Origin of the sequence: Acinetobacter sp. ESBL14 (assembly GCF_036668815.1) — a bacterium.
GTDB classification, from domain to species: Bacteria; Pseudomonadota; Gammaproteobacteria; order Pseudomonadales; family Moraxellaceae; genus Acinetobacter; species Acinetobacter gyllenbergii.
This window is the reverse complement of the sequence record NZ_JAZEVS010000001.1, coordinates 243,941-268,684: the sequence shown is the minus strand read 5'-3', so window position 1 is coordinate 268,684 and position 24,744 is coordinate 243,941. Positions and strand designations below refer to the sequence as shown.

At 40.8% G+C, this 24,744-nt stretch carries 25 protein-coding genes, 2 tRNA genes and 1 other RNA gene; 10 read left to right on the top strand and 18 right to left on the bottom strand.

All coding sequences use genetic code 11. From position 1 onward, the window contains the following. Window positions 1-83 precede the first annotated feature (83 nt). The 4 genes from trxB to V6E90_RS01340 all read left to right on the top strand — a co-directional run bounded on the left by trxB (window position 84) and on the right by V6E90_RS01340 (window position 4,369). A complete protein-coding gene (gene trxB, locus V6E90_RS01355) occupies window positions 84-1,034 on the top strand; it encodes a thioredoxin-disulfide reductase (protein WP_016541965.1) in 951 nt (316 codons plus the stop codon). A gap of 116 nt (window positions 1,035-1,150) precedes the next feature. After that, the gene (locus V6E90_RS01350; RefSeq protein WP_332604272.1) at window positions 1,151-2,707 is read left to right on the top strand and encodes a class I SAM-dependent methyltransferase; all 1,557 of its coding nucleotides are present in this window, start codon (window positions 1,151-1,153) and stop codon (window positions 2,705-2,707) included. A gap of 86 nt (window positions 2,708-2,793) precedes the next feature. Next, window positions 2,794-3,525, top strand: coding sequence for a leucyl/phenylalanyl-tRNA--protein transferase (gene aat / locus V6E90_RS01345; protein WP_332605057.1), 732 nt, complete (start codon window positions 2,794-2,796; stop codon window positions 3,523-3,525). Window positions 3,526-3,553: 28 nt separating this feature from the next. After that, window positions 3,554-4,369, top strand: a complete 816-nt coding sequence (locus tag V6E90_RS01340) for an arginyltransferase (RefSeq protein ID WP_016541968.1) — start codon at window positions 3,554-3,556, stop codon at window positions 4,367-4,369. Here the strand turns inward: V6E90_RS01340 and rimI are convergent. The 9 genes from rimI to V6E90_RS01295 all read right to left on the bottom strand — a co-directional run bounded on the left by rimI (window position 4,355) and on the right by V6E90_RS01295 (window position 13,934). Continuing rightward, window positions 4,355-4,816, bottom strand: a complete 462-nt coding sequence (gene rimI, locus V6E90_RS01335; RefSeq protein WP_332604271.1) for a ribosomal protein S18-alanine N-acetyltransferase — start codon at window positions 4,814-4,816, stop codon at window positions 4,355-4,357. The two genes, V6E90_RS01340 and rimI, sit on opposite strands and share 15 nt — an antisense overlap. 93 nt (window positions 4,817-4,909) lie before the next feature. After that, window positions 4,910-5,794, bottom strand: coding sequence for a metal-dependent hydrolase (locus V6E90_RS01330; protein ID WP_332604270.1), 885 nt, complete (start codon window positions 5,792-5,794; stop codon window positions 4,910-4,912). Between the two features lie 221 nt (window positions 5,795-6,015). Continuing rightward, entirely contained in the window at window positions 6,016-6,897 is an 882-nt protein-coding gene (locus tag V6E90_RS01325; RefSeq protein WP_332604269.1) for a metal-dependent hydrolase, read from the bottom strand. Between the two features lie 153 nt (window positions 6,898-7,050). Then, a complete protein-coding gene (locus V6E90_RS01320) occupies window positions 7,051-7,776 on the bottom strand; it encodes a hypothetical protein (RefSeq protein WP_332604268.1) in 726 nt (241 codons plus the stop codon). Between the two features lie 56 nt (window positions 7,777-7,832). Beyond that, window positions 7,833-9,023 (bottom strand): elongation factor Tu, encoded by a 1,191-nt coding sequence (gene tuf / locus V6E90_RS01315; RefSeq protein ID WP_004655200.1) that lies wholly within the window; start codon window positions 9,021-9,023, stop codon window positions 7,833-7,835. A 93-nt stretch (window positions 9,024-9,116) separates the two neighbouring features. Beyond that, a complete protein-coding gene (gene fusA, locus V6E90_RS01310; protein ID WP_332604267.1) occupies window positions 9,117-11,255 on the bottom strand; it encodes an elongation factor G in 2,139 nt (712 codons plus the stop codon). A 177-nt stretch (window positions 11,256-11,432) separates the two neighbouring features. Next, window positions 11,433-11,903, bottom strand: a complete 471-nt coding sequence (rpsG, locus tag V6E90_RS01305; RefSeq protein ID WP_004655203.1) for a 30S ribosomal protein S7 — start codon at window positions 11,901-11,903, stop codon at window positions 11,433-11,435. Window positions 11,904-12,063: 160 nt separating this feature from the next. Further along, window positions 12,064-12,438 (bottom strand): 30S ribosomal protein S12, encoded by a 375-nt coding sequence (gene rpsL / locus V6E90_RS01300; RefSeq protein WP_004638184.1) that lies wholly within the window; start codon window positions 12,436-12,438, stop codon window positions 12,064-12,066. A 158-nt stretch (window positions 12,439-12,596) separates the two neighbouring features. Continuing rightward, window positions 12,597-13,934: an EcsC family protein gene (locus tag V6E90_RS01295; RefSeq protein WP_332604265.1), complete on the bottom strand. Its 1,338-nt coding sequence runs from the start codon at window positions 13,932-13,934 to the stop codon at window positions 12,597-12,599. A gap of 289 nt (window positions 13,935-14,223) precedes the next feature. Between V6E90_RS01295 and V6E90_RS01290 the strand changes: the two genes are divergently transcribed. Continuing rightward, window positions 14,224-15,453, top strand: a complete 1,230-nt coding sequence (locus V6E90_RS01290) for a beta-ketoacyl-ACP synthase II (protein WP_004805136.1) — start codon at window positions 14,224-14,226, stop codon at window positions 15,451-15,453. 307 nt (window positions 15,454-15,760) lie between these two features. Then, window positions 15,761-16,213: a protoporphyrinogen oxidase HemJ gene (hemJ, locus tag V6E90_RS01285; protein WP_016543182.1), complete on the top strand. Its 453-nt coding sequence runs from the start codon at window positions 15,761-15,763 to the stop codon at window positions 16,211-16,213. Between the two features lie 63 nt (window positions 16,214-16,276). On the opposite strand, the gene V6E90_RS01280 is transcribed toward hemJ, so the two are convergent. Together V6E90_RS01280 and V6E90_RS01275 are read right to left on the bottom strand one after the other, a co-directional pair. Further along, window positions 16,277-16,672 carry a hypothetical protein gene (locus tag V6E90_RS01280; protein WP_332604264.1) on the bottom strand — a complete coding sequence of 132 codons (396 nt, stop codon included), beginning with the start codon at window positions 16,670-16,672 and terminating at the stop codon, window positions 16,277-16,279. Window positions 16,673-16,727: 55 nt separating this feature from the next. After that, the gene (locus tag V6E90_RS01275) at window positions 16,728-17,453 is read right to left on the bottom strand and encodes a tetratricopeptide repeat protein (protein WP_332604263.1); all 726 of its coding nucleotides are present in this window, start codon (window positions 17,451-17,453) and stop codon (window positions 16,728-16,730) included. Between the two features lie 76 nt (window positions 17,454-17,529). On the opposite strand from V6E90_RS01275, the gene V6E90_RS01270 reads away from it, so the two are divergent. Then, window positions 17,530-18,066 carry a hypothetical protein gene (locus V6E90_RS01270; RefSeq protein WP_332604262.1) on the top strand — a complete coding sequence of 179 codons (537 nt, stop codon included), beginning with the start codon at window positions 17,530-17,532 and terminating at the stop codon, window positions 18,064-18,066. Window positions 18,067-18,110: 44 nt separating this feature from the next. Here the strand turns inward: V6E90_RS01270 and V6E90_RS01265 are convergent, their stop codons facing one another. Then, window positions 18,111-18,272, bottom strand: coding sequence for a hypothetical protein (locus V6E90_RS01265; RefSeq protein ID WP_332604261.1), 162 nt, complete (start codon window positions 18,270-18,272; stop codon window positions 18,111-18,113). Between the two features lie 850 nt (window positions 18,273-19,122). Here V6E90_RS01265 and V6E90_RS01260 point away from each other — a divergent pair. Both V6E90_RS01260 and V6E90_RS01255 read left to right on the top strand, forming a co-directional pair. Next, window positions 19,123-20,748: an NAD+ synthase gene (locus V6E90_RS01260; RefSeq protein WP_332604260.1), complete on the top strand. Its 1,626-nt coding sequence runs from the start codon at window positions 19,123-19,125 to the stop codon at window positions 20,746-20,748. Then, window positions 20,741-21,772, top strand: coding sequence for a hypothetical protein (locus V6E90_RS01255; protein ID WP_262758691.1), 1,032 nt, complete (start codon window positions 20,741-20,743; stop codon window positions 21,770-21,772). The genes V6E90_RS01260 and V6E90_RS01255 overlap by 8 nt, the downstream gene beginning before the upstream one ends. A gap of 114 nt (window positions 21,773-21,886) precedes the next feature. On the opposite strand, the gene V6E90_RS01250 is transcribed toward V6E90_RS01255, so the two are convergent. From V6E90_RS01250 to coaD, 5 genes are all read right to left on the bottom strand, one after another. Next, a tRNA-Met gene (locus tag V6E90_RS01250) sits at window positions 21,887-21,963 on the bottom strand. A gap of 263 nt (window positions 21,964-22,226) precedes the next feature. Beyond that, a tRNA-Met gene (locus V6E90_RS01245) sits at window positions 22,227-22,303 on the bottom strand. 61 nt (window positions 22,304-22,364) lie between these two features. Then, an RNA gene (gene rnpB / locus V6E90_RS01240) (RNase P RNA component class A) lies at window positions 22,365-22,720 on the bottom strand. 26 nt (window positions 22,721-22,746) lie between these two features. Beyond that, window positions 22,747-23,010 carry a YfhL family 4Fe-4S dicluster ferredoxin gene (locus V6E90_RS01235; protein ID WP_004655229.1) on the bottom strand — a complete coding sequence of 88 codons (264 nt, stop codon included), beginning with the start codon at window positions 23,008-23,010 and terminating at the stop codon, window positions 22,747-22,749. Window position 23,011: 1 nt separating this feature from the next. Then, a complete protein-coding gene (gene coaD, locus V6E90_RS01230) occupies window positions 23,012-23,503 on the bottom strand; it encodes a pantetheine-phosphate adenylyltransferase (protein WP_005273330.1) in 492 nt (163 codons plus the stop codon). A 129-nt stretch (window positions 23,504-23,632) separates the two neighbouring features. On the opposite strand from coaD, the gene smpB reads away from it, so the two are divergent. Continuing rightward, complete coding sequence (gene smpB / locus V6E90_RS01225; protein WP_016543190.1) at window positions 23,633-24,109, top strand: SsrA-binding protein SmpB; 477 nt, start codon at window positions 23,633-23,635, stop codon at window positions 24,107-24,109. A 40-nt stretch (window positions 24,110-24,149) separates the two neighbouring features. Here smpB and V6E90_RS01220 read toward each other — a convergent pair whose 3' ends face one another. Next, a complete protein-coding gene (locus V6E90_RS01220; RefSeq protein WP_065343494.1) occupies window positions 24,150-24,722 on the bottom strand; it encodes a flavodoxin family protein in 573 nt (190 codons plus the stop codon). Window positions 24,723-24,744: the final 22 nt, after the last annotated feature.

Here is a 24,744-nt window from a genome sequence, read left to right as displayed (position 1 = left end):
ATATTATCCCGATGGATTTAAACCACTCCGCTCTGGATTCACGTATAATTTTAGCAGTTTTGATATAAAAAGGATGTTCTTTAATGAGCGCTCGTCACTCACGGTTAATTATTTTGGGTTCTGGTCCTGCAGGCTATAGCGCAGCAGTCTATGCTGCACGTGCTAACCTCAAGCCAACACTGATTGCGGGTTTGCAACTCGGTGGTCAATTAACAACGACCACTGAAGTTGACAACTGGCCAGGCGACCCAGAAGGATTAACTGGTCCTGTACTTATGGAACGTATGCAAGCTCATGCAGAACGTTTCGGTACAGAAATCGTCTACGATCATATCAATGAAGTAGATCTTAAAACTCGTCCATTCGTACTCAAAGGCGATATGGAAGAGTACACGTGTGATGCGTTGATTATTGCAACAGGTGCAACTGCACAATACCTAGGTCTTGAATCTGAAGCTGCGTTTATGGGCCAAGGCGTGAGCGCATGTGCAACCTGTGATGGTTTCTTCTATAAGAACCAAAATGTCATGGTGGTGGGTGGTGGTAACACTGCAGTTGAAGAAGCACTTTATCTTTCTAATATTGCAGCGCATGTGACCCTTGTTCACCGTCGTGACAGCTTACGTTCTGAAAAGATTTTGCAAGATCATCTTTTTGCCAAAGAAAAAGAAGGCAAAATCAGTATTATCTGGAACCATCAAGTGGATGAAGTCTTGGGTGATAAAACTGGTGTAACTGCAGTTCGTATCCAATCAACCCAAGATGCAAGCACTCAAGACATTCAAGTTCAAGGCTTGTTTGTTGCAATCGGACATAAGCCAAATACAGGCATGTTTGATGGTCAATTGAATCTACGTGATGGCTATATCCAAGTGCATAGTGGCACTGCGGGCAACGCCACTGCTGCCTCTGTAGAAGGTGTATTTGCTGCAGGTGATGTCGCAGATAGTATCTACCGCCAAGCCATTACTTCAGCAGGTTCAGGTTGTATGGCAGCCTTAGATGCAGAGAAATATCTCGATAATTTAAACTAATTAGGCCAATATTAAGAAACCACCAATCTTTGGTGGTTTTTTTTTGCCAGTATCCATACAATCAAAAAAATGACGACTTTTTAAACACATCAACGATCAGTCTATAGGATATTTCAATGACAACGACCTGGACGAATGGCTACCAAACAGAAGTAAATTATACCTACGGTTATTATCGTGACCTCAGCCCGAATTTCCAAAAGTTTTGCTTGCTGTTAAATGGTATCGATAGTCCCGACTTTCAGGAAAATCACCATCATTGCGAACTTGGTTTTGGACAAGGTGTGAGTGTCAATATTCATGCGACCTGTAATGAAGCGGCATTTTACGGGACGGACTTTAACCCAGCCCATGCCGCACATGCCAATCAACTGGCAGAACAGAGCCAGACCGAACATTATTTCTATGATGACAGTTTTGAAGAGTTGTTGAATCGTTCTGACCTCCCCATGTTTGACTCCATCAGTCTGCATGGTATCTGGAGCTGGATTAGTTATGAAAATCAGTACATTATTCTCAAATTTATCCGAAAATTCCTAAAACCCAACGGGATTGTCTATATCAGCTATAACTGCGTTACTGGTTGGGCAGCTAATATGCCAATTCGCGAGTTGTTCCATAGCCACTTTAAATTCAACAGTAAAAGTACCAATCCACTGCAAAAGGTCAATGAGGCCCTCACCTTCAGTGAAGATCTACTTAAACAGAATCCAATTTTTGCGCAACGTAATCCCAATGCCGTACAAAAAGTCGCTGATTTAAAACAGCAAAATCCGAATTATTTGATTCACGAATATCTGAATCAAGATTGGCAATGTTTTTCTTTCCAGCAAATTGTCCGTATTCTGGATGAAATCAAGTTATCCTATGCGGGTTCTACCGATTTAAGTACTCATCTCGATAACATTAATTTTTCAGAACAGCATCAAGCTTTTTTGAATGAAATTGAACACCCTATTTTTAAAGAACAATGTCGCGACTATTTTGCCAACACTCAATTTAGACGTGATTTGTTTATTCGAGGTAAAAACACCCTTACCCCTCTACAAGTACAAGAACGGCTACGTAAAACTGCTTTTGTATTGCTCACTGCCAAAGAGCAACTCCCCACCAATATCAGTGGGCTGTTAGGCACCTTCAATTTAATTGAGGAAATCTACCAACCGATTGGTGATAAGTTCGCACAGGAAAACTATCAAGCCCTAACGATTGCGGAACTAGAACAAAGCTTACCGACATTAAGCTATGCAAAAATCCTCAATGCCCTGGTGATTTTATCGCATTTAGGCTTGGCACAACCTTGCCAAAGCTTGGAACCCAAACAACAGACACTAGAGCAATGTCAGCGCCTGAACCATTATTTACTCAAACAAGCCAGTTTTCACCAGAACTATAATGTGCTGATCAGCCCAATTACTGGTATTGGCATCCCGACGGAACATTTCCATCAATTGTTCTATCGCGCACATTTTATTGATGGTTTAGAGTCAGCAAGTGAATTTGCACAATATGTACAAGATGCAATCAGCCAACTCAATTGGTTGGTCTTAGATAAAGATGGCAAAACCGTCTCTGACCAAGAAAAAAGTCTTGAAATTATTCAAGGTAAAGCACAAATTTTCTTGGACAGCAAAAAACTACAGATTGCGAAACAGCTGCGCTTATTTAGTTAAAGCTGTTTTGGGAATGGCAACGACAAAGATTGCCATTCCCGATAACTTCAGTTAGCTTAGAATGAGTCTGATTGATTTCTTCCACTATGCAACAACTCCCACCCTCACACTATATTTTTCCCAATCCAATCGAAGCCGATCCTGAAGGACAAGGATTTATCTGTATTGGCGCCGACCTTCACCCTTCTACCTTATTCGAAGCCTATACACATGGATTATTTCCATGGTTCAATGAAGATGAACCGATTTGTTGGTGGAGTCCTGAACCCCGTTGCATTATCGAACCTCATACCTACAAACCGAGTAAATCCTTGCTTCGGAATATGAAGAAACATGATTATCGAATTACCATTAACCATGCCTTTGAAGATGTGATTCGTTCTTGTTCATTGCCTCGAAGCTATGCCAATGAAACATGGATCAGTGAAGATATCATCGAAGGCTATTGTGCATTATTCCAAGCAGGATATGCGTACAGTGTTGAAGTCTGGCAGCAGGATAAATTGGTTGGCGGACTCTATGGTGTCAGTATTGGTAAAGGCTGCTTTGGGGAGTCGATGTTTAGTACCGAAACCGATGTTTCCAAGATGGCTTTTTATACCCTAATGCTGATTGGACAGGAAAATCAGTTGCCATGGATTGACTGTCAATTGGTCAATGATCATCTTTTAAGCCTTGGTGCACGTACACTTTCTCGCCAAGACTATCTTAAATCGTTACAAGATGTAATTATTGCCCCCTCTATCAATTGGAAAAGTTATCAAGAACGTGTATTTTCAAGTAAAACAATTGCAGTTTTTGCAAAATTAGACGGTTAACGGATTAGCACCTTGGAGGGACAGATTAATGAAATCATATCAACCCAAGTCCCTTTTAAATGACTTACAGTACTATATTACTCCACCGCACGACTGCAGTTATCTTGATAACAAATCGGCGCGGATGGTGTTTTTAGATCCAATTCACCGTATCGATGTGGTGACCTTGTCAGAACTTTCTCGTGTCGGGTTTCGTCGTAGTGGCGATTTTGTCTACCGCCCTGAATGTCATCTGTGTCGCCAGTGTTTATCCTGTCGTGTTCCTGTTCAAGAATTTAAAATGAACAGCAGCCAAAAAAAGGCATGGAAACGCAATCAAGATTTGCAAATGAGTATTTTGCCAACATCGCAAGCGACTCAGCAGCATTATGATCTGTACGAACGTTATATCAATGAACGTCATGCAGATGGCGATATGTACCCAGCCAGCCTAGACCAGTTTGAAAAATTTCTGGTGCATAGCTGCACAGAAAGCTTCTTTATCGAATTATGGAAAGATCAAAAACTGATTGCTGTTTCAACCTGCGACTTAATGGATGATGGACTTTCAGCAGTCTATACCTTCTTTGATCCAGATGAACAACGTCGCTCACTCGGCGTTTTTGCCATCCTCAAACAAATCGAATATGTACGTACACTCAATCTAGACTATCTTTACCTTGGTTATTGGGTACCACATTCATCCAAAATGAATTATAAATCGCAATATACGCCACTGGAATTATTGCTCGATGGACAATGGCGTCGCCTCAATCGCCCACTTTCAGACCATGAAATCCATCAGCTCGGCAATTCATTGATGAGTACACTGCCTTCCGAGTGGAACAATTTAATTATTAAATAACGCTGCAAAATCATCCGTGCATGTCTTGACCATAATCACGGCATGCTCTCTCGAGCCATCAGGGTTTGGATAATAATTCTTACGTAAGTCAATTTGATGAAAACCTGTTTTTTCATACAAACCAATGGCAGCAGTATTACTTTCACGCACTTCTAAAAAAATCTGGATCGGATTATTTTTTAATTGCTGAATGGAGTCATCCAATAACATATAACCGAGTCCCCGCCCTTGTTGACTCGGGTGAATCGCCATTAATAATAAATTTGCTTCATCCAAGACCGGCTGCAGAATACAAAATCCTACGACCTGATTAGCTTGTTCATAAACCGTGCATTGATACGAGGCTAAAGATTCCTGAAACTGTTGTTTACTCCAAGGATGGGTTTGCACCAAGCGCTCAATTGCAGCAACACTATCCAAATCGCTTTCCTGCATCAATCGAATCACGATCTATCACTCTATAAAATACTGCTGCAGATTATCCGCAATTTAAAGCAAAATTTGAATAAAAAAATGGGCAGTTTTGACTGCCCGTTGAAGTTAACTCAAATTAAAACCTAATTCAGCACGCCATTTATTCAGCAACTCAGTCGTATCCTGATCATTTGGATGAAACTTCGGCCTTAAAAAATCTAATAAGGTCGGGATTTGACAGGTCATAAATCCTTTATAACCATACATAAATTTGATCATGTATTTGGTATCACGCCATGTCAGCTTGCCATCAGTTTGTAGAAGTTTTGCGGTGAAATAAGATTGGGTAATAAAGATGAGACCCATTGCAATGACCAGAGCCAGTGAACGCATAAAATAGGCTTTAGAACCTTGACCATACATGGCTTCATACACATCAAAAGCGACCGCCTTATGTTCATTTTCTTCTACAGCATGCCACATCCATAAATGGTACATGGTTTGATCCATAAACATCGCTTGAATGTCTGGATTGCTTAACAACTCTTCTGCAATGGTTGAAGTAAAATGCTCCAACGCACAAGTTCCCGTTAATCCGATCATCTCTTTACTAAAACCAAAAGGTTTAAGGATTTTTGAAGCAACACCAACGGTACGATTGATTAAACGACCTGTTTGCCCTTCCATTTCACGCACAGCATAACCATAGGCCTGTGCTGAAGCATTAAATGCAAGATGTTCTTTGGAATGCATGGCTTCTTGACCAATAAATGCACTGATCTCTTTCTGAAGTCGCTCATCTGCAAGTTTGGGATCATTTCGTACTGCACGAGTACTGTTCACAAAGAATTGCTCACCTTCTGGAAACAGTGCTGAAAGCGCAGTCATAAAATGAGTTAAAGCAGCATCACCATTGGCCCAATAACGTGGCACCTCACCAAATTCAAAATCCATTCGGCGTACAGGGAAACTGGCGCCAGCTCGGTTTGAAATATTGACTTTAGCATTCATACCTTGTTCTCCTATCCGTGAATATTCTGCATAAACCATCGTTGATACTTCTTTTATACGCCCTTTTCAGTGCATCGAATAAGTGCAAATAAGGTCAGAAAAGCATCATCTTAGGACATGTCATCACGTTGAAAATCATGTATGAAATGAACGATTAAAATAAAAAAGGGACAATATTTATTGTCCCTTTTTAGGAGTAACCAGGTCAGAATAAAGAACGTTTACAGACCCAATTTTGCCTTCCAATCTTGCAACAACTGTACGGTATCTAAATCATTTGGATGGAAATCAGGCTTAAAGTACGCCAACATTTCACCCGCCATTCCAGAGATAATTCCTTTTGATGGACTATAGGCATATTGATAAATCATACCCAATTCTTTCAGGTTTAATTTTCCATCATCTTTCAAGAGCTTTAAGACAAATGAAGATTGAGTGAGGAAAATTGCAACCATCGAAACAACCAGTGCAGTATTACGTAATGCGTATGCTTTTACGCCACGACCAAAAATTTCCTCATATACATCATAAGCAACTGCTTTATGCTCATTTTCTTCTACCGCATGCCATAACCACATATATTCCATGGTCTTGTCTTGCATCAATGCTTGAATATGCGGGTTACGCAATAATTCTGAAGCAATGGTCGCAGTAAAGTGTTCAAGTGCTGTCGTTGCCGTCAAATCCACCATTTCTTGTGTCATACCAAAGGGCTTGACCAATTTAGCAAATAGTTTACGACCCGTTTGAATCACAACGCCTGTTCTTCTTTCCAATGTTTCAACGTCATGCCCATATTTCTGAGCGGAAACATTAAAGTTCACATGCTCTTGCGTGTGCATCGCCTCTTGACCAATAAAAGCACTGATTTCTTTTTGCAGTTTTTCATTGTCTTTAATCGCTGGGTGATAACGTACAGCACGCACTGAGTCGATAAATAGTTTTTCACCATCTGGAAACAATGCAGATAAGCCTGTCATAAAGTGAGTTAAACCGGCAGAACCACTGACCCAATATTCAGGAACTTCATTAAAATCAAAATTCATACGACGTACTGGGAAACTTGCACCTGCACGATTCGAAACATTTACTTTAGCATTCATGCTGCCTACTCCTTTTCAGTGGAATATCTCCACTGAGCACTTTTGTTCGTTTTCTTGAGTTTTATATTACGTTTTTATGCGAATCAATTAAGTGCAGTTTGGGACAGCGTGCTATCAGTTTAGGACAGCTTTTAGCGAAAATTATCAGACAATCTAACCTCCTTGTATAAAACGATCCTTATGGTATATAAATAAACAAACACCAATCAAAAATATAGTCACTATTCCAAATACCCACCTTCTATTCCTCTTTTTCAGATGTTCAACATCGTGATCAAAATTGAAATGCTCGGGATGTATATTAAGTTGATAGTAAATCTCAGGAGAGACGGTAATATCAGGTCGCTGTTGACGCACGCGCTTAAAGAACTCACAAGCAAGTTCATGTGAGTTTTTAATTATATATTCGCCAAGAAACCCACCTAATTGAAAATATAATTGTTCGACGATAACTTTATTTGTATTTGCAGTATTGAGATAAACATAAAGCGAAATTGGTAAGTTGGAATAATTAACAAGATAAATATCAGGATGTGATCTATTTGAATCATGACTTAGTTGACTGAATAAAATTGATCTTTTCCTTCCACTGAATAAATGATAATGAAATCCAAAATCATCAATTGAGTAGCTGCAAATTTGGTTCTTAAAGAGGATTCTTGCGCTTACAACTTTAAAGACATACCACCAAATCAAAGTACTTAATCCAAAAGACAATATGATGAAAAATAAAAAGTATGTTTCAAGCCATTGATATGATTTACAAAAAGTGATGGGCAACATGATCATTATATTAATAGCACATGTAAATAAAACGAAATAAACTACACGTAAACAATAGGTTATTTTCTTATTGGGTATAGATTTTAATGTATTCATATTTTTTCCAATAAAAAAAACACCCCAAAGGGGTGTTTTTTTATCACTCTAAGCGATTATGCAGTTACTTTAGCAACAACACCAGCGCCTACAGTACGACCACCTTCACGGATCGCAAAACGTAGACCTGGGTCCATTGCGATCGGGTGGATTAACTCTACTGACATTTCTACGTTGTCACCAGGCATAACCATTTCAACGCCATCTTGTAATTTGATCGCGCCAGTTACGTCAGTTGTACGGAAGTAGAACTGTGGACGGTAACCGTTAAGGAATGGAGTGTGACGACCACCTTCTTCTTTAGAAAGTACGTATACTTCTGCATCGAATTTAGTGTGCGGCTTGATTGTACCTGGTTTAGCAAGTACTTGACCACGTTGTACGTCTTCACGCTTAGTACCACGAAGTAAGATACCACAGTTCTCACCAGCACGGCCTTCGTCAAGAAGTTTACGGAACATCTCAACGCCAGTTACAGTTGTCTTAACCGTATCTTTGATACCTACAATTTCAACTTCTTCACCAACTTTTACGATACCCGCTTCTACACGACCAGTTACTACTGTACCACGGCCTGAGATTGAGAATACATCTTCGATTGGCATCAAGAATGCTTTATCGATAGCACGTTCTGGTTCTGGGATGTAAGAGTCAAGCGCTTCAACAAGAGCAAGAACTGATGATTCGCCATATTGACCAGCATCACCATTAAGTGCTGCAAGTGCTGAACCACGGATAACTGGAGTGTCATCACCTGGGAAGTCATAAGTAGATAGAAGTTCACGAACTTCCATTTCTACCAATTCAAGTAATTCTTCATCATCAACAAGGTCACACTTGTTCAAGAATACGATGATGTAAGGTACACCAACCTGACGTGAAAGAAGGATGTGTTCACGAGTTTGTGGCATTGGACCATCAGTCGCAGCACATACAAGGATCGCGCCGTCCATCTGAGCAGCACCAGTAATCATGTTTTTAACATAATCGGCGTGGCCCGGGCAGTCTACGTGAGCGTAGTGACGGATTGGAGAATCGTATTCTACGTGTGATGTATTAATTGTAATACCACGTGCTTTTTCTTCAGGAGCTGAGTCGATTTGTGAGTAATCTTTCGCTTCACCGCCGTAAGTTTTTGCACAGATAGTTGCAATCGCAGCAGTTAAAGTTGTTTTACCATGGTCAACGTGACCAATTGTACCCACGTTTACGTGTGGTTTATTACGTTCAAACTTGGCTTTAGCCATGATGATCTTCCTTTATAAACTGCTCATGAGGGTCGCCCATGAGCACTTGGTTTTTTAACTAAATTTTAGTTGGGTAATATAGTAATCGAAAGATTACTCGTCGTCACCTTTTTTACCGCCAGCTTGGAACTTAGCGATGATGCCTTCCGCCACGTTACGTGGAGTTTCAGCGTATTTAGCGAATTCCATAGAATACGTCGCACGACCTTGAGACATAGAACGCATTTGAGTCGCGTAACCAAACATCTCAGCCAATGGAACTTCTGCTTTAATTGCTTTTGTTCCACCAGGAAGATCGTCCATACCTTGAACCATACCACGACGACGGTTTAAGTCACCCATGATATCGCCCATGTAGTCTTCTGGAGTTTCAACTTCAACTTTCATGATTGGTTCAAGAAGGATAGGATCTGCTTTCATGAAACCGTCACGGAAAGCATATGAACCAGCCATTTTGAACGACAATTCATCAGAATCGACATCATGGTAAGAACCATCGAATAATGTCGCTTTGATACCCACAACAGGGTAACCAGCCAATACACCATTCTTCATACGTTCTTGAATACCTTTATCAACCGCACCAAAGAATTCTTTAGGTACAGTACCGCCGACAACTTCTTCAGCGAATTCGTATTCTTTACCAGCTTCTTCAACATCCATAGGTTCTAAACGAACATATACATGACCGAATTTACCTTTACCACCTGTTTGACGAACAAACTTACCTTCTTGTTCAACAGACTTTTTGATCGTTTCACGGTAAGCAACCATTGGTTTACCAATGTTCGCTTCAACACCGAATTCACGCTTCATACGGTCAACGATGATGTCAAGGTGAAGCTCACCCATACCAGCAATAATGGTTTGACCAGATTCTTCGTCTGTACGAACGCGGAACGATGGATCTTCTTTAGCCAAACGACCTAAAGCGATAGACATTTTTTCTTGGTCAGCTTTAGTTTTTGGTTCAACAGCCAATGAAATTACTGGCTCTGGGAATTCCATACGCTCAAGGGTAATGATGTTTTTCTCATCACACAATGTATCACCCGTTGTAACGTCTTTAAGACCTACACACGCTGCGATATCACCTGCACGGATTTCATCAAGATCTTGACGTTCGTTCGCATGCATTTGCACGATACGACCGATACGTTCACGCTTAGATTTAACTGGGTTATAAACCGGATCACCTTGTTTAAGAACACCAGAATAAACACGTACGAAGGTCAAGTTACCTACGAACTTATCGTTCATGATTTTGAACGCAAGTGCAGAGAACGGTGCTTCGTCAGATGCTTCACGAGATGCTTTAGTTTCATCTTTGTCGTCAAGAATACCTTCAATTGCTTTAACTTCTGTTGGAGAAGGCAAGAATTGAATTACAGCATCCAACATACGTTGAACACCTTTGTTCTTGAACGCTGAACCACAAAGCATAACTTGGATTTCAGATGCCAATGTACGTGTACGAAGACCAGCGATGATTTCTTCTTTAGAAAGATCACCTTCTTCTAAGTATTTGTCCATTAACTCTTCAGATGCTTCAGCCGCAGCTTCAACCATCTTAGTACGCCATTCTTGAGAAGTCTCAACGAGGTCAGCAGGAATATCACCGTATTCGAACTTCATACCTTGAGATGCTTCATCCCAGATAATCGCTTTCATTTCGATAAGGTCAACAACACCTGTGAACGTATCTTCTGCACCGATTGGCACAACGATAGGTACAGGATTACCACCTAAACGAGTTTTAACTTGCTCAACAGCACGGAAGAAGTTTGCACCAGTACGGTCCATCTTGTTCACGAATGCTAAACGAGGCACTTTATATTTGTTCGCTTGACGCCATACAGTTTCAGACTGAGGCTGTACACCACCAACTGCACAGTAAACCATGCACGCACCGTCAAGAACACGCATAGAACGTTCAACTTCGATTGTGAAGTCTACGTGTCCCGGTGTATCGATTACGTTGATACGGTGTTGTTGGAATTGGTTAGCCATACCAGACCAGAAACAAGTTGTAGCAGCAGAGGTAATTGTAATACCACGCTCTTGCTCTTGTTCCATCCAGTCCATTGTTGCTGCACCATCGTGTACTTCACCAATTTTGTGAGATACACCTGTGTAGAACAAAATACGTTCAGTTGTAGTTGTTTTACCTGCGTCAATGTGCGCAGAAATACCGATGTTACGGTAATTACTAATTGGGGTTTGGCGAGCCATGATGTCTACATTCCTAAATGTTATATTTAAAACAGGACGCACCAATTAAATTGATGCGCACGAATATCCAAGCAGGCAACTTAAATACCCGCAAAGCCCCCACTTTGGTAAAGAGCGATGTTGAATCGAGCTGCGGTACGCATGAATATTCTCCTGATTAGGGACTGTTTTATCCGCTTAGAAACGGTAGTGAGAGAAGGCTTTGTTGGCTTCAGCCATACGATGCACGTCTTCACGTTTTTTGATCGCTGCACCTTTACCTTCAGCTGCATCAAGCAACTCACCAGCAAGACGTAAAGCCATCGTTTTTTCAGAACGCTTAGCAGCAGCATCTACTAACCAACGCATAGCTAGAGCAGTACGACGGGATGGGCGTACTTCCATAGGTACTTGATAAGTAGCACCACCAACACGGCGTGCTTTTACTTCAACCATAGGACGAACTTTTTCAAGAGTAGTCTCGAAAAATTCAACTGGGTCTACTTTGTTTTTTTCTTGAACGCGGTCTAAAGCACCGTAAACGATACTTTCAGCAATAGATTTTTTACCATCTTGCATTACGTGGTTCATGAATTTAGCGATTGTTTGGCTGCTAAATTTTGGATCTGGAAGGATCTCACGAGCAGCGACTACGCGACGTCTTGGCATTTTAATACACCTAATAATATGACACTTCAGGATAATCCAGCAGTTTGTACAAGTGTCATGTACACGACGCTGGCCTTACTATACGTCGCTTGAATTACAAATCTATGAAGAATTCAAACAAGCGAAACGCTAAAGGGTTGTTTGGGCTAGTTTCCTAGAATTACTTCTTAGGACGCTTAGCACCGTATTTAGAACGTGACTGGTTACGATCTTTAACGCCAGCACAGTCTAAAGAACCACGAACGGTATGGTAACGTACACCTGGTAAGTCTTTAACACGACCACCACGGATAAGAACAACACTGTGCTCTTGTAAGTTATGACCTTCACCACCGATATAGCTAGATACTTCAAAACCTGAAGTTAAGCGAACACGGCAAACCTTACGCATTGCTGAGTTAGGTTTTTTAGGTGTAGTAGTATAAACACGTGTACATACACCACGACGTTGTGGACAAGCCTTCAACGCAGGAACTTTTGATTTTTCAATCAAAGTCGTACGACCCTTACGGATCAACTGATTTGTTGTTGCCATTTGGCAATTCTCCCGTTATTAAACAACCTTAAAAAAAGAAAATAACCTCTTTTTAAGGGCACATAATTGTAAGCTAAGAAGTAAAAATGGTCAACATTGTTAGTGCTGACCATTTCTTGGCTTTGTTGTGTTTTGATATCTAAAATTGCATACAACGCTTAACTAGGTTTTGTTGATGCAGGTTCGATATCAAGTGCCTTCGTTTCTGTACCCATTTCATTACTCTCTTCTACCGGCAGGTGCTCTTGCTGCTTTAGCGCAGGCTGCTGTTCAGTATGCGGGTGCTCAACCACATGCTGCTCAGCTAATTGCTGAATTCCCTCTTCAACCTTATCATCTACAGAAACCGTAACCGCTGTATGTTCTTTGACTTGAACGGTGACCTTGGTAATCACGGCATTCTGTTCATCAGATGGGGCTTTATTGGTTTCAACGCTGGTCGCACTTAATAAACGTGGACTCTTTTTCGACATCGCTTCGGCTTTAAAATAAGCCTCTAAAGGTGAAAGCTTTTCCTGCGGATGTTCATTCATATAGAAACGCGCCGCACCAAAAACAGATTGAGATTTATGTCCAACGTCTTCTAAAAGTCTCCAACTATAGAAACCACCGAGTGCGGCACCTGCGACTGGGGTCAACTTACCAATCACCGATGCCTGAGGAATACGGTTTAACCAATTCCATTTAAACTGACCGCTTTCATCCACCAGCCACTTTTTCACTAACTCGATATCATTATTCGAGCCTAACAATTGTTGAAACTGCTGCAAATCATGGGTTTCAAGCATTGATTTCAAAGCTTTTAAGGCAAGCAATAAAGTTTGTTTTTCCGCCACCAGACTTAAATCTATTTCTTTAAAGATAAAGGCAACAATGTCTTGATCTGCATCTTCAGCTAAATCAAAACCATGTGAACGACCCGTTTGATAAATCGTTCTGAGCGCCAATACAATCGAAGCAGGAATATCAATCGCCGCACCCCATACGCCTGTCGCACCCGTAATAGCACCTTGAGCTGCTGCGAGCAATTTATTCTGCTCAATCAGGGCTTGACTTAAACGTTGCGAACGCCCCGTATCTTGGGTTAGCTCAATAATATCCTTGACCCCTGCTTCTTCCAGGATTTTTTCAGTCAGAGAACTATTCGAACTAAACTCATTCAACCATTGGAATAAATAATCAGAAACCTTTTCTCCCAAATCAGGCGAGACAAATGACGCCACATTATTCACTCTAGCATAATGACGACCTAACAGCTGATGAGATAGTTTTGGAAACTGCTGACGTAGCATTTGCTGTGGACTCTCATATTTTTCTATTTCAAATGGACTTTTGAAACGTGCTTTGCCTTCAACAATCTGAGTTGAATTTGCAAGTTCTGCACCAGAAGTGGTTGGGGCAACTTGAAGTTTCTGTAATTCAGAACTGAGCTTTTTAGCCACTCCAAAGGCTTGTGCAAATAAACCTGAAGATTGCTTGTTTTTAGATTTTGTCATCAAGTACCTCTGTCGTGTAATCTGTGCATGTCTAGGTAAATACTAGGTTGAATGCAGATTTATCTCAACTTTTATCTGTGTACTTTCATTTCGTTTCGTCACAACATCGCGAATATTTACGAATATTTACACAACTGAAAATAGGCATAAAATTTGCCATAAGAAATAAAAAACCTTTCTGCTATCATGGTGTCATTCACTCATAAGCCATTTTAATCGTTATTTTTCTCCTGACTTGTATTCATAGCGAGATGCACAGGCTTAGTATTACCATAAAAGGGATCTGTAAATGAAACGTGTTGTAATCACTGGTATGGGCATTAACTCATGTATCGGTAACTCTTTAGAAGAGGTCACTCATTCTTTAAAAAATGGAATCTCAGGCACACGTTTAAACCCAACTTATGCAGAACTGAATTTCAAGAGCCATGTCAGTGCAGCCGCTGAACAAGATTTTGATGGCATTGATCGTAAACTCAAACGCTTTATGGGCGTCTGTGCGATGTATGCGTATAACGCAGCTGTCGCAGCTGTTGAACATGCCGGACTGAAACAAGAAGATTTGGCAAACAATCCACGTTACGGTATTGCTGGCGGCTCTGGCGGCAACTCAACTGCATCTGTTGCAGAAATGATCAAACTATTAGAAGAAAAAGGCGCGCGTAAAATCGGTCCTTTCTTTGTACCTCGTAATATGAGTAATACCATTACTGCGAACGTTGGGGTTGCTTTTAAACTGCAAGGTGTTGCGCACTCAATTACCAGTGCATGCGCAACGTCTGCTGATGCCATTGGTTATGCCTACAACCTGATCCAATTGGGCAAACAAGATTTAATGCTTGCGGGTGGTGGTGAAGAAGATCATTGGTCACAAAGCTTGTTGTTTGATGCGATGGGCGCCTTATGTTCAAAATATAATGACACACCAGAAACGGCTTCACGTCCATATTCAAAAGACCGTGATGGTTTCGTGATCGCAGGTGGCGGTGGTTTCGTGGTGCTGGAATCGCTTGAACATGCGCAAGCACGTGGTGCGAATATTTTAGCAGAAGTGATTGGCTATGCGGCAAACAGTGATGGTGCTGACATGGTTGCGCCAAGTGGTGAAGGTGCGACACGTTGTATCATCATGGCATTGGATGAAGCAAAACAGCATGGTGTAGAGCAAATTGACTATGTCAACACACATGGTACTTCAACACCAGCGGGCGACGTGACTGAGCTTAAAGCCATGGAGCGTGCATTTGGTGAAGGACAAGTTCCTCCACTCAGCTCAACCAAATCGATGACAGGTCATAGCTTAGGTGCAGCGGGTGTACAGGAAGCGATTTACTCAGTATTAATGATGCAAAATGACTTTATTGCGCCAAACATCAACGTGACTGAGCTGGATGAAGGCGCACAAGGTTTCGATATTGTACTTGAAAAGCGTGATGCAAAACTGAATACTGTCATGAGTAACAGTTTTGGCTTTGGCGGCGTAAACGCTTGCCTCATTTTCAAGAAGTGGGATGCGTAGAGGGTCCGTTGACATTTCACAGATGCTTGCGACAGAGGATATTTTTTAGCTAATACAAGGCATGACTTATGAAACTTAGTCATTCTAAGTGATAAACAGCGACTAATGCTGTGAAACATAACGTAGTAGCAGCAAAAAAATATCCCTGTCCCGAAGGGTTATGACTAAAACTTCCCTAAACTTCGTTATGAAACTTGGCAATGGAGTCACCATTGCCTACGTTCCATGCCTTGTTTAAGTCGTTTTAGTCTATAACGCAAGCATAGTCGAAATATCAACACACCCACGCCCCCACTGAGGATTATCGATGGATGCACCTTCTGATGCTTTCTTGTGGGTAAAAGCATTACATATTATTGCTGTGGTGTGCTGGTTCGCTGCATTGTTCTACTTACCACGTCTTTTTGTTTACCATGCCATGAGCGAAGATGCCGTCAGTCATCAACGCTTTGAAGTCATGGAACGTAAGTTGTATCGCGGTATTATGTGGCCGTCTATGATTGCCACACTCATTACCGCCCACTTTCTGGTCGACTGGGGCGATGCAAGCCGACATTATCATGAAGCTTTATGGTTTTACCTCAAAGTCGGTCTGGTCGGTTTATTGGTGATTTACCATTTTGTCTGTGGTTATTACCGTAAAAAACTGATTGGCAACGCTCACTATAAGTCGCACAAGTTCTGGCGCTTTTTTAATGAAATGCCAACCCTAATCTTGTTTGCGGTAGTCATTTTAGTCGTGGTAAAACCTCAGTTTTAACTCAACAGCACTGTTCTTTTTCTAATGCTGTAGCTTAGACTACAGCATTAACCCCAATCCAAACTACAAACAGCTTATCCCATTCAAGTTTAAAGACACTTGCTCAAAGTGGGTCTCTTTTTTTGTTTTCAAATTTCGATAGCTGACGTCATAAAGAATATAGCCTTGCGACACAAAGGTATATTGTCCTGTCACTTTGCCATCAATCAGCTCATTCATGGTTTTATACACTTCTGGCTGAGCGACTTCACCCATCTCAACCGCTTCAATATGGACTGGCTCAGAAAGCTTGATATTTTTGAGATAAGGATAATACTTAATCGACTGTATCTTTTGATATTCTGGTGAAACCAATAAAATTGATTTTTTGCCATCCGCAAAACAGTAATATTCATTACTTGCATCGGCCTGTACGCACACAGATAAAAATAGGCACAACCATAAAGTTTGTTTCATCATTCATTTCATCTCTTGCTAGCAATGACTGCTCTATATTTCTGCTCTTATCTTCAGATTATAAATATTTCTTTATTCTTAACGGGACTTTGTTGGATAAGCCCAACTTTTTCATTTGATCAGCATACATCCTATAATTTTTTCTGGCTTGATCTATATTTTTTAAAGCTAAATAAGCATCCGCTCGATTTAAGTAAGCCACAGCTCTATTCGGATCTAACTTTATGACATAGTTTAACAATCTTAATGAAGTATCATAATAACCCAATTGATAGAGAAAAAATGCAGCATCATTTAGCTCGGCTGCATCCTGTTTTTTATAGGTCGATAATTGGCAATCAATGCTTTTAATAATTTGCTTGATCCCCGATACATCACTTTTATTGACTTGCTTTAATTGCTCCGAGGCTAAATAAGGAAAATAGTTAACCCCATCTTTCCCACCCCCAATATCTGCCATCCACACAGGTGTACGACTTTGTTTATCCCATTGTCCACTGCAACTGTTAGAAATCATGCTGGGTATCGTATCTAAAATCACGTTTCGGTTTTGATCCACAATAAGACACTGCGTCATTTCAGTTTCAGATGCATCCAAGATTGCAGCGTAGTTGTATTGGTTATTTTTATAAGCATCAATGGTTAAGAAAAAAAGCGTGCTATCAGCTTGTAAGGCTTTCAATGATGATCCCGTACAATTTTTATAGTGCTGTATCCCTAAATCCGCATAAGCTGCGCTGCTCACCCAGCAGAGTGAAAGAACCATTAATTTAATGCTTCGCATACCAAAATTCACCCTGCTCAGTTCACTTTTATTTTAGAATAAACCAGATTTCACGTTTTTCAGATGCCCAGTTCAGATGAACAAACCAATTCAGCACACGATACAAGGATTAAAAGCTCGATTCATTTCCAGCTTAATCTTTTATCTCAAAATGAATCAATTTCAATATCGTGGTTTGACTTCTGGCGAAATCGAAATGGCGCGTCCCATCTTTGGGCAGTTAATTGATTATACAAAAGTCAAAATTTTTAATATCCCCTATTTACCTTGGCAACCTGTCAATATTTTTATGGCACCCAATGGCAACCTATTCGTCCATCAAAAATATTTCCACGAAGACTACTCAACTTGCTCCATCTCCTTGCAGGGAATTTTTATTCACGAATTGGCACATATTTTACAGTTTCAACAGCACACCAATGTGATTGTCAAAGGTGCAATCCTTCAGGCGGGCTATTATCTCAGCTTTAAACACTATAACCCTTATCAATATCACTTGATCCAAGGTAAAGCTTTTTCTAGTTACAATATTGAACAGCAAGGTGATATTGCACGCGATATCTTTTTGAACAGAATTCCCAATATTATTCTCAAAAATGAAAAAGCCCTGTAATTTGCATTTACAGGGCTTTTTAAGTGAGTAATTCGCACTTGAACTTATGCTGCAGTGCCTTTACCAGTCTCAATTGGGTGTTCATGACTATCATCCATATCAGTCGAAAAATCTACGCGCATTGCATCCTTAACAATGGTACCTACACGCCCTACACCAATGGCCAAACCAAAGGCAATGACAGGCAATAAAATTGTTGAAACCATAATGGGTTACCTCTTATTAAAATCAATAAATTAAGATTGTTGATCTTGCTCACGGAACATCACTGTCCCAATACGACCAACAACCACTGCTAAACCAAATGCAACCACAGGAAATAATAAAACCGACATTGTCTTTACCTCATGTATGAATCAATCAAAATTGAGCGATCAATTAAACTTGCTGATCTTTTTCTTGGAACATTACGGTGCCTACACGACCAACCACAACAGCCAATCCAAAAGCAATCACAGGAAATAATAAAACGGACATTGTTGTTACCTCTTCATTTTCGTGTTTGAGTACACTGGATTAGCATCAAAGTGTACGCCTGTTCACATTAATTAGGATAATAGCAGTGCACAAATGTACACTCAAGTGTCGCAAAGATATTCCCGATAAACGGTATAAAAAACGCACAACAAATAGATAATGCAATGAATTAATTGATTTTTTTAAAAAGTACACATGTACTCAATATTCTTATAAAGCAAATAAAGACGTGAAAGTAATTATTTTTTCTCAGATTTTTTATATTTATCGACTCTGTAATTGATGTGTCACACCCAGATGCAAAAATAGCATGAAAAAAACTTTATATTGCTCTATTCAATTTATTCACAATCATGCACCATAATCACGCAAACATTGAGAAATGTTGCTGTTTTATACAGAAAAACTTGTTATTTTTACGCAGAAAAATGTGCATTTAGTATATATTAGTAAACTTGTCATTTTTCTTTAAGATATAAAATGTTTGGCGCCATGATATACACTTGTTTTTAATAACTATACCCATATAAATCAAAAACTTGTATATCAGAACTTGTTAAAACTCAGGATTAGGTTTGAATGAAAAATTTTAAAGTTGCCCTTGCTCAATTCTCTCCGCACATTGGCAATATTGATGCAAATACTCAAAAGATGGTTGAGCAAGCAAATTTAGCGAAACAACAACAGGCTGATTTGATCATCTTCCCTGAGCTTTCTACGCTAGGTTACCCTGCTGAAGATCTATTACTCCGCCCCAATCTACAAAAACGCACTCAAAAAGCGTTTGCCCAGCTCAGCGAAGTAAAAGATATCTTGATGGTGTTCGGTTTTGTGCACCAAACTGAGGATGGTCATCGCTATAACTCTGCTGCTGTCATGAAAGATGGGCAAGTATTAGGGGTTTATAACAAACAAAACCTGCCAAATTATGGCGTGTTTGATGAAAAACGTTATTTCCAAGAAGGTCACCAACACCTTGTGTTCGAATATTTAGGTCACAAGTTCGGTGTGTTGATCTGTGAAGATGTTTGGTCACTCAATACCGTCAAACAACTCAGCCAGCTGAATGTTGAAACTGTGCTGGTGTTAAATGCTTCACCTTATGAAGTGGGTAAACCACAACACCGTATTCAGACCTTAAATGAACTGGCAAAACAGTTAAATCTCAATTTGATCTATGTCAACCAAGTGGGTGGACAAGATGATTTGATTTTTGATGGCTCAAGTTTTGTGAGCAATAATAATGGTCAATTGGCATTACAAATTGCAAGCTTCCAAGAAGCATTGGCTTATGCTGAATACAATGCTGAACAAAAGCAATATAAAATAAGCGAAGCGATTCCAGCCTTAGAAACCTTTGCCGAGATTTATCAAGCACTGGTCATGGCAACCCGTGATTATGTACAACGTTCAGGCTTCCCTGGTGTGATTCTAGGCTTATCAGGTGGAATTGACTCAGCCCTAACTTTGGCCATTGCAGTCGATGCGATTGGTGCAGAGAAAGTCCAAGCGGTGATGATGCCATATACCTACACCTCACAAATGAGTGTCGAAGATGCGACTGAACAAGCTCGTCGCATGGGTGTGACTTTTGGTATTGCAGAAATTCACCCAATCGTGAATAGTTTTATGCAAACCTTGTTCCCATTCTTTGGCAACTCACCTGCTGACGCGACTGAAGAAAACTTACAAGCACGTACTCGTGGCACGCTATTGATGGGCTTATCAAATAAGTTTGGTAATCTGGTGCTCTCTACAGGCAACAAGTCTGAAATATCAGTGGGCTACTGCACCCTGTATGGCGACATGGTTGGTGGTTTCTCTGTGCTCAAAGATGTGTACAAAACCATTGTCTTTGAACTGGCAAAATACCGTAACACACTAGAAGAAACACCTGTGATTCCAGAACGTGTCATTACACGTCCACCATCGGCAGAACTGCGCCCAGATCAAAAAGATCAGGACTCTTTACCTGCTTATGATGTACTTGATGCCATCTTATATGCTTATATTGAGGAAGATCTCAGCCAAGCAGACATTATCGCCAAAGGTTACCCAACCGAGGTGGTCGAGAAAGTGATTCGTTTGGTTGATCGTAATGAATACAAGCGTCGTCAGGGCGCGATCGGGCCTCGTATTAGTTCACGTGCCTTCAGTCGCGAACGACGCTATCCTATCGTCAACGGATGGACCGCGAATGACTGAAAAAATTGTTTCTGAAAAGTCACAATTACTTGCTCAAGCTTTAATGCTTGAGCAAGTTGCATTTTATAAAAACCAACTCACTACCCAACTTTCTGCTGATTTCTTCCAGCAGTTTATTCAACTCTTTCTCCAACATGCACCCAATATTCAACTTAAGGAAGTGGTTGAACTCGCCCAAATTCAGGCTGTAGTAAAACGCTATGCCTTTGAAATGCAGCTCGGTGCAGGCTTATTAGAATTTATTGGGGAAATTGCTCAAAGACTGCATGTGTTTTCACTGCAATCCTCGGCACAATTACAAGATGTATTCTCAGACCACCAGTTTGAAATGTGGCTGTCCAAGTTTTTAGAGCTGGAAAATATTCGCCATTATTTAAATCAGTTTTTAAAAGAAAGCCCTTCGATTCAGCAACTGTGCCAATACATTGCCACCACAACACTACAAAACAAATTACCGAAACTGTTTGCTCAATCGGATGAAGATCGGATTTCTGCAAGCAAATATGAATGGCAACAAAAACTCAAAAGCTTTTCACATCGCCAACAACAACGTATTGAACAAAAAATTGAAGAAAGCATTGGCCGATTCATTCAAGAACAACTGGTCGATCTCAGCCTACTTTCAAATGACGACCTTGAGAGTCTTGCGCGCAATATCTGGGATGACAACAAAGCTCAGCCCCTCTCCGAATATACCAAACAAGTAACACCACTCGACGTCGAAGAATTCTTTGTCATGATTTATGAGTACTGGAAAGAATTACGCCAGTCCGCCTTCATACAAGATTTGATTTTATACGGTGTTAAAGTATTTTATGACTTCTATAAAGATGAAAGTCTAGCAGATGTCTTCACAGCAATTGGCTTGGAAGAAACCGATCTGCTGAATGAGGCTGTACGATTCTATCCAAAAGTTGTGAAAGCATTAGATGAGCACGGCGTATTAGAACCGATCATTACGTTGATCCTAAAACCGTTCTATGAAAGCCCACAAACCCTAGCCACCATCGAAAAGCATCTATAAAAAATAAAGCCTGTAAATGAATAACTCATTTACAGGCTTTTGCATGTCTGGTGTATTATTTTTTCAAGCAAAATCTAGATAAAAAGAAACCACGCAGGAGCGTGGTTTTTAAAATGGTGGCTATGACGAGACTTGAACTTGTGACCCCCGCATTATGAGTGCGGTGCTCTAACCAACTGAGCTACATAGCCGTAAACTGTGTGCGCATTATCTAGTGTTCCGCATAATGGGTCAAGTCTATCGCCTTGAAAATATAGAATATATGAACAGTTTTTAGGCTTTTAATCTTTAATTGATCAAATTTCAACACATCTATGCCTCAACCACGAAATTGAATCGTGACTGAGCTGCTATTCAAATAAACATAATCGAAAACTTCACATCATAAAGATTGTTTTAAAGTCTACAAAAACTGCAGACAAAAAGAGACCACGCAGGAGCGTGGTCTATAAAATGGTGGCTATGACGAGACTTGAACTTGTGACCCCCGCATTATGAGTGCGGTGCTCTAACCAACTGAGCTACATAGCCGAAAACTGTGGGCGCATTATCTTAACTTTCAATACACACGTCAAGCACAATTTTAAAAAATTTAAGAAGTGGGCCTATAAGCCGGGTTCTGTCGAGGACGATCATTCCTCTAGGCGTACAATCACTCATACGCTCAAGCGACCTACCCGAATCCAGCACGGGCCGTGCCTCAGGATTCCTATTTGGTCTTGCTTCTGGTGGGGTTTACCTTGCCGTGAACTGTTACCAGACACGCGGTGCGCTCTTACCGCACCCTTTCACCCTTACCTCACGAATGAGGCGGTCTACTCTCTGCTGCACTTGCCGTCGGCTTTCGCCGCCCAGGCGTTACCTGGCACCTTGCCCTATGAAGCCCGGACTTTCCTCCCCTGTTTCAGTCACGGAGACCTCCACAGCAGCGACCGTCCAGCCCACTTCGTGGCGCATCTTATCAAAGTTCGCCGTTAATTGCTCGTATTTTTTTGCGCAGTCAACTTTTTGTATTTCGCCATCAAGTCATCATGCGATTCGACATGTTGGGGATCGAGCGGAATACAATCAACAGGGCAAAACAACTGACACTGTGGCTGATCATGGTGACCGATGCACTCTGTACAGAGTGCAGGATCAATCTCATAAATCAGCTCACCCATATAAATGGCTTCATTGGGACAAACAGGTTCACAGACATCACAGTTAATGCATTCATCTGTAATATATAAGGACACGCTACCAACCTTGTTGATGTTTACGTTCAAAGGCCTCAACCACAACGGCAGGCACAAATTTGGTCACATCACCTTTTAAGCGAGCAATTTCTCTTACCAATGTCGATGAGATAAATGAATATTGCTCAGATGGAGTTAAAAATACCGATTCAAAATGTGGATCAAGCTGACGGTTCATATTCGCCAATTGAAATTCATATTCAAAATCTGAGATTGCTCTTAAACCTCGGAGTACAGCTGTTGCATGCTGTTCACGGAAAAAGTTGACCAATAGGCCATCAAAACCAACAAACTCAACATTGTTTAAATGACTCAATGATGCTTTTGCTAATTCAACACGCTCTTCTAAACTAAACACTGGATTTTTATGATGACCAATCGCAATTGCAACCACAACTTCATCAAACATTTTTGATGCTCTTGCAACCAAATCAACATGCCCATTGGTTATTGGATCGAAAGTCCCCGGATAAATCACACGTGTTTTAGACATGCGTTGTACTCTAGTTAATGAGATAAGGCGTGTATTTTAACAAATGCTGGCTCTAAATGCGAAATTCCTAAACATTGGAAAAAGGTTGCGTTTTACGGCACAATAGAGCCAATTGTGGAAGTTTAAATTATGGCGCAAGCAACAGTTGTAAAAAAACATAATGGTGGCACGATTGCTCAAAATAAAAGAGCGCGCCACGATTACTTTATCGAAGAAAAATTTGAAGCAGGCATGTCCCTACAAGGTTGGGAAGTAAAATCCCTGCGCGCTGGGCGCATGAGCTTGACTGAAAGTTATGTCATTTTTAAGAATGGTGAAGCTTTTTTATTGGGCTCACAAATTCAGCCCTTGTTGTCTGCCTCAACGCATGTGGTTCCAGAAGCAACACGTACGCGTAAATTACTGCTCTCTCGTCGTGAGCTAGAAAAGCTTTTGGGTGCAGTGAATCAAAAAGGCTATTCATGTGTACCTTTGGCATGTTATTGGAAAGGCCATTTGGTCAAACTTGAAATTGCACTGGTGAAAGGTAAGCAATTACATGACAAGCGTGCCACTGAAAAAGACCGTGACTGGCAACGTGATAAATCTCGTCTGCTGCATAAGTAATAAAAAAACCTCCAATTGGAGGTTTTTTTATCATTCTTAATTAAATAGGAATATGTTTTAACCGTAACTCCGCCAAGTATTTCCCAAACTTGCGCGCAGTTTCCAGATCCCCTTCAGGTGGAGTGACTTCTACACTGGCATTGTCAGACTGGGTCATCAATCCTAAAAAGCTCGACATACGGTTAATATCTGAAGGGCTTCGTCCTGTTGGCATAAACGGTAAACCAGCCCACAACATGCCATGCTGCATCGCAAATAAATTAATTTGCTGTAGCACAGCCAGCTTATCGCCACTGAGACCACCACCATTGGTAAAACCAGCGGCCAATTTTCCCTGCCAAGTACGCGCCAACCAACGTTTAGAAGAATCCTCCATAAACTGCTTCAGCGCAGAGGTGAGACTTCCCATATAGGTCGGACAGCCCATCACAATCACATCGGCTTGGTCGAGTAAATCCCATTGGGGTGCAGCCACAGAAAGTAGATGTACTTCCGCACCTGCCTGCTCCGCACCCTGAGCAATGTATTGCGCAACTTTGGCCGTATGTCCATAAGGACTATGATAGACCACACAAACTTTAACTTGGGAACTAACTTGTTCAATCACAGACATGGAAAATTTAAAAACCAATGAA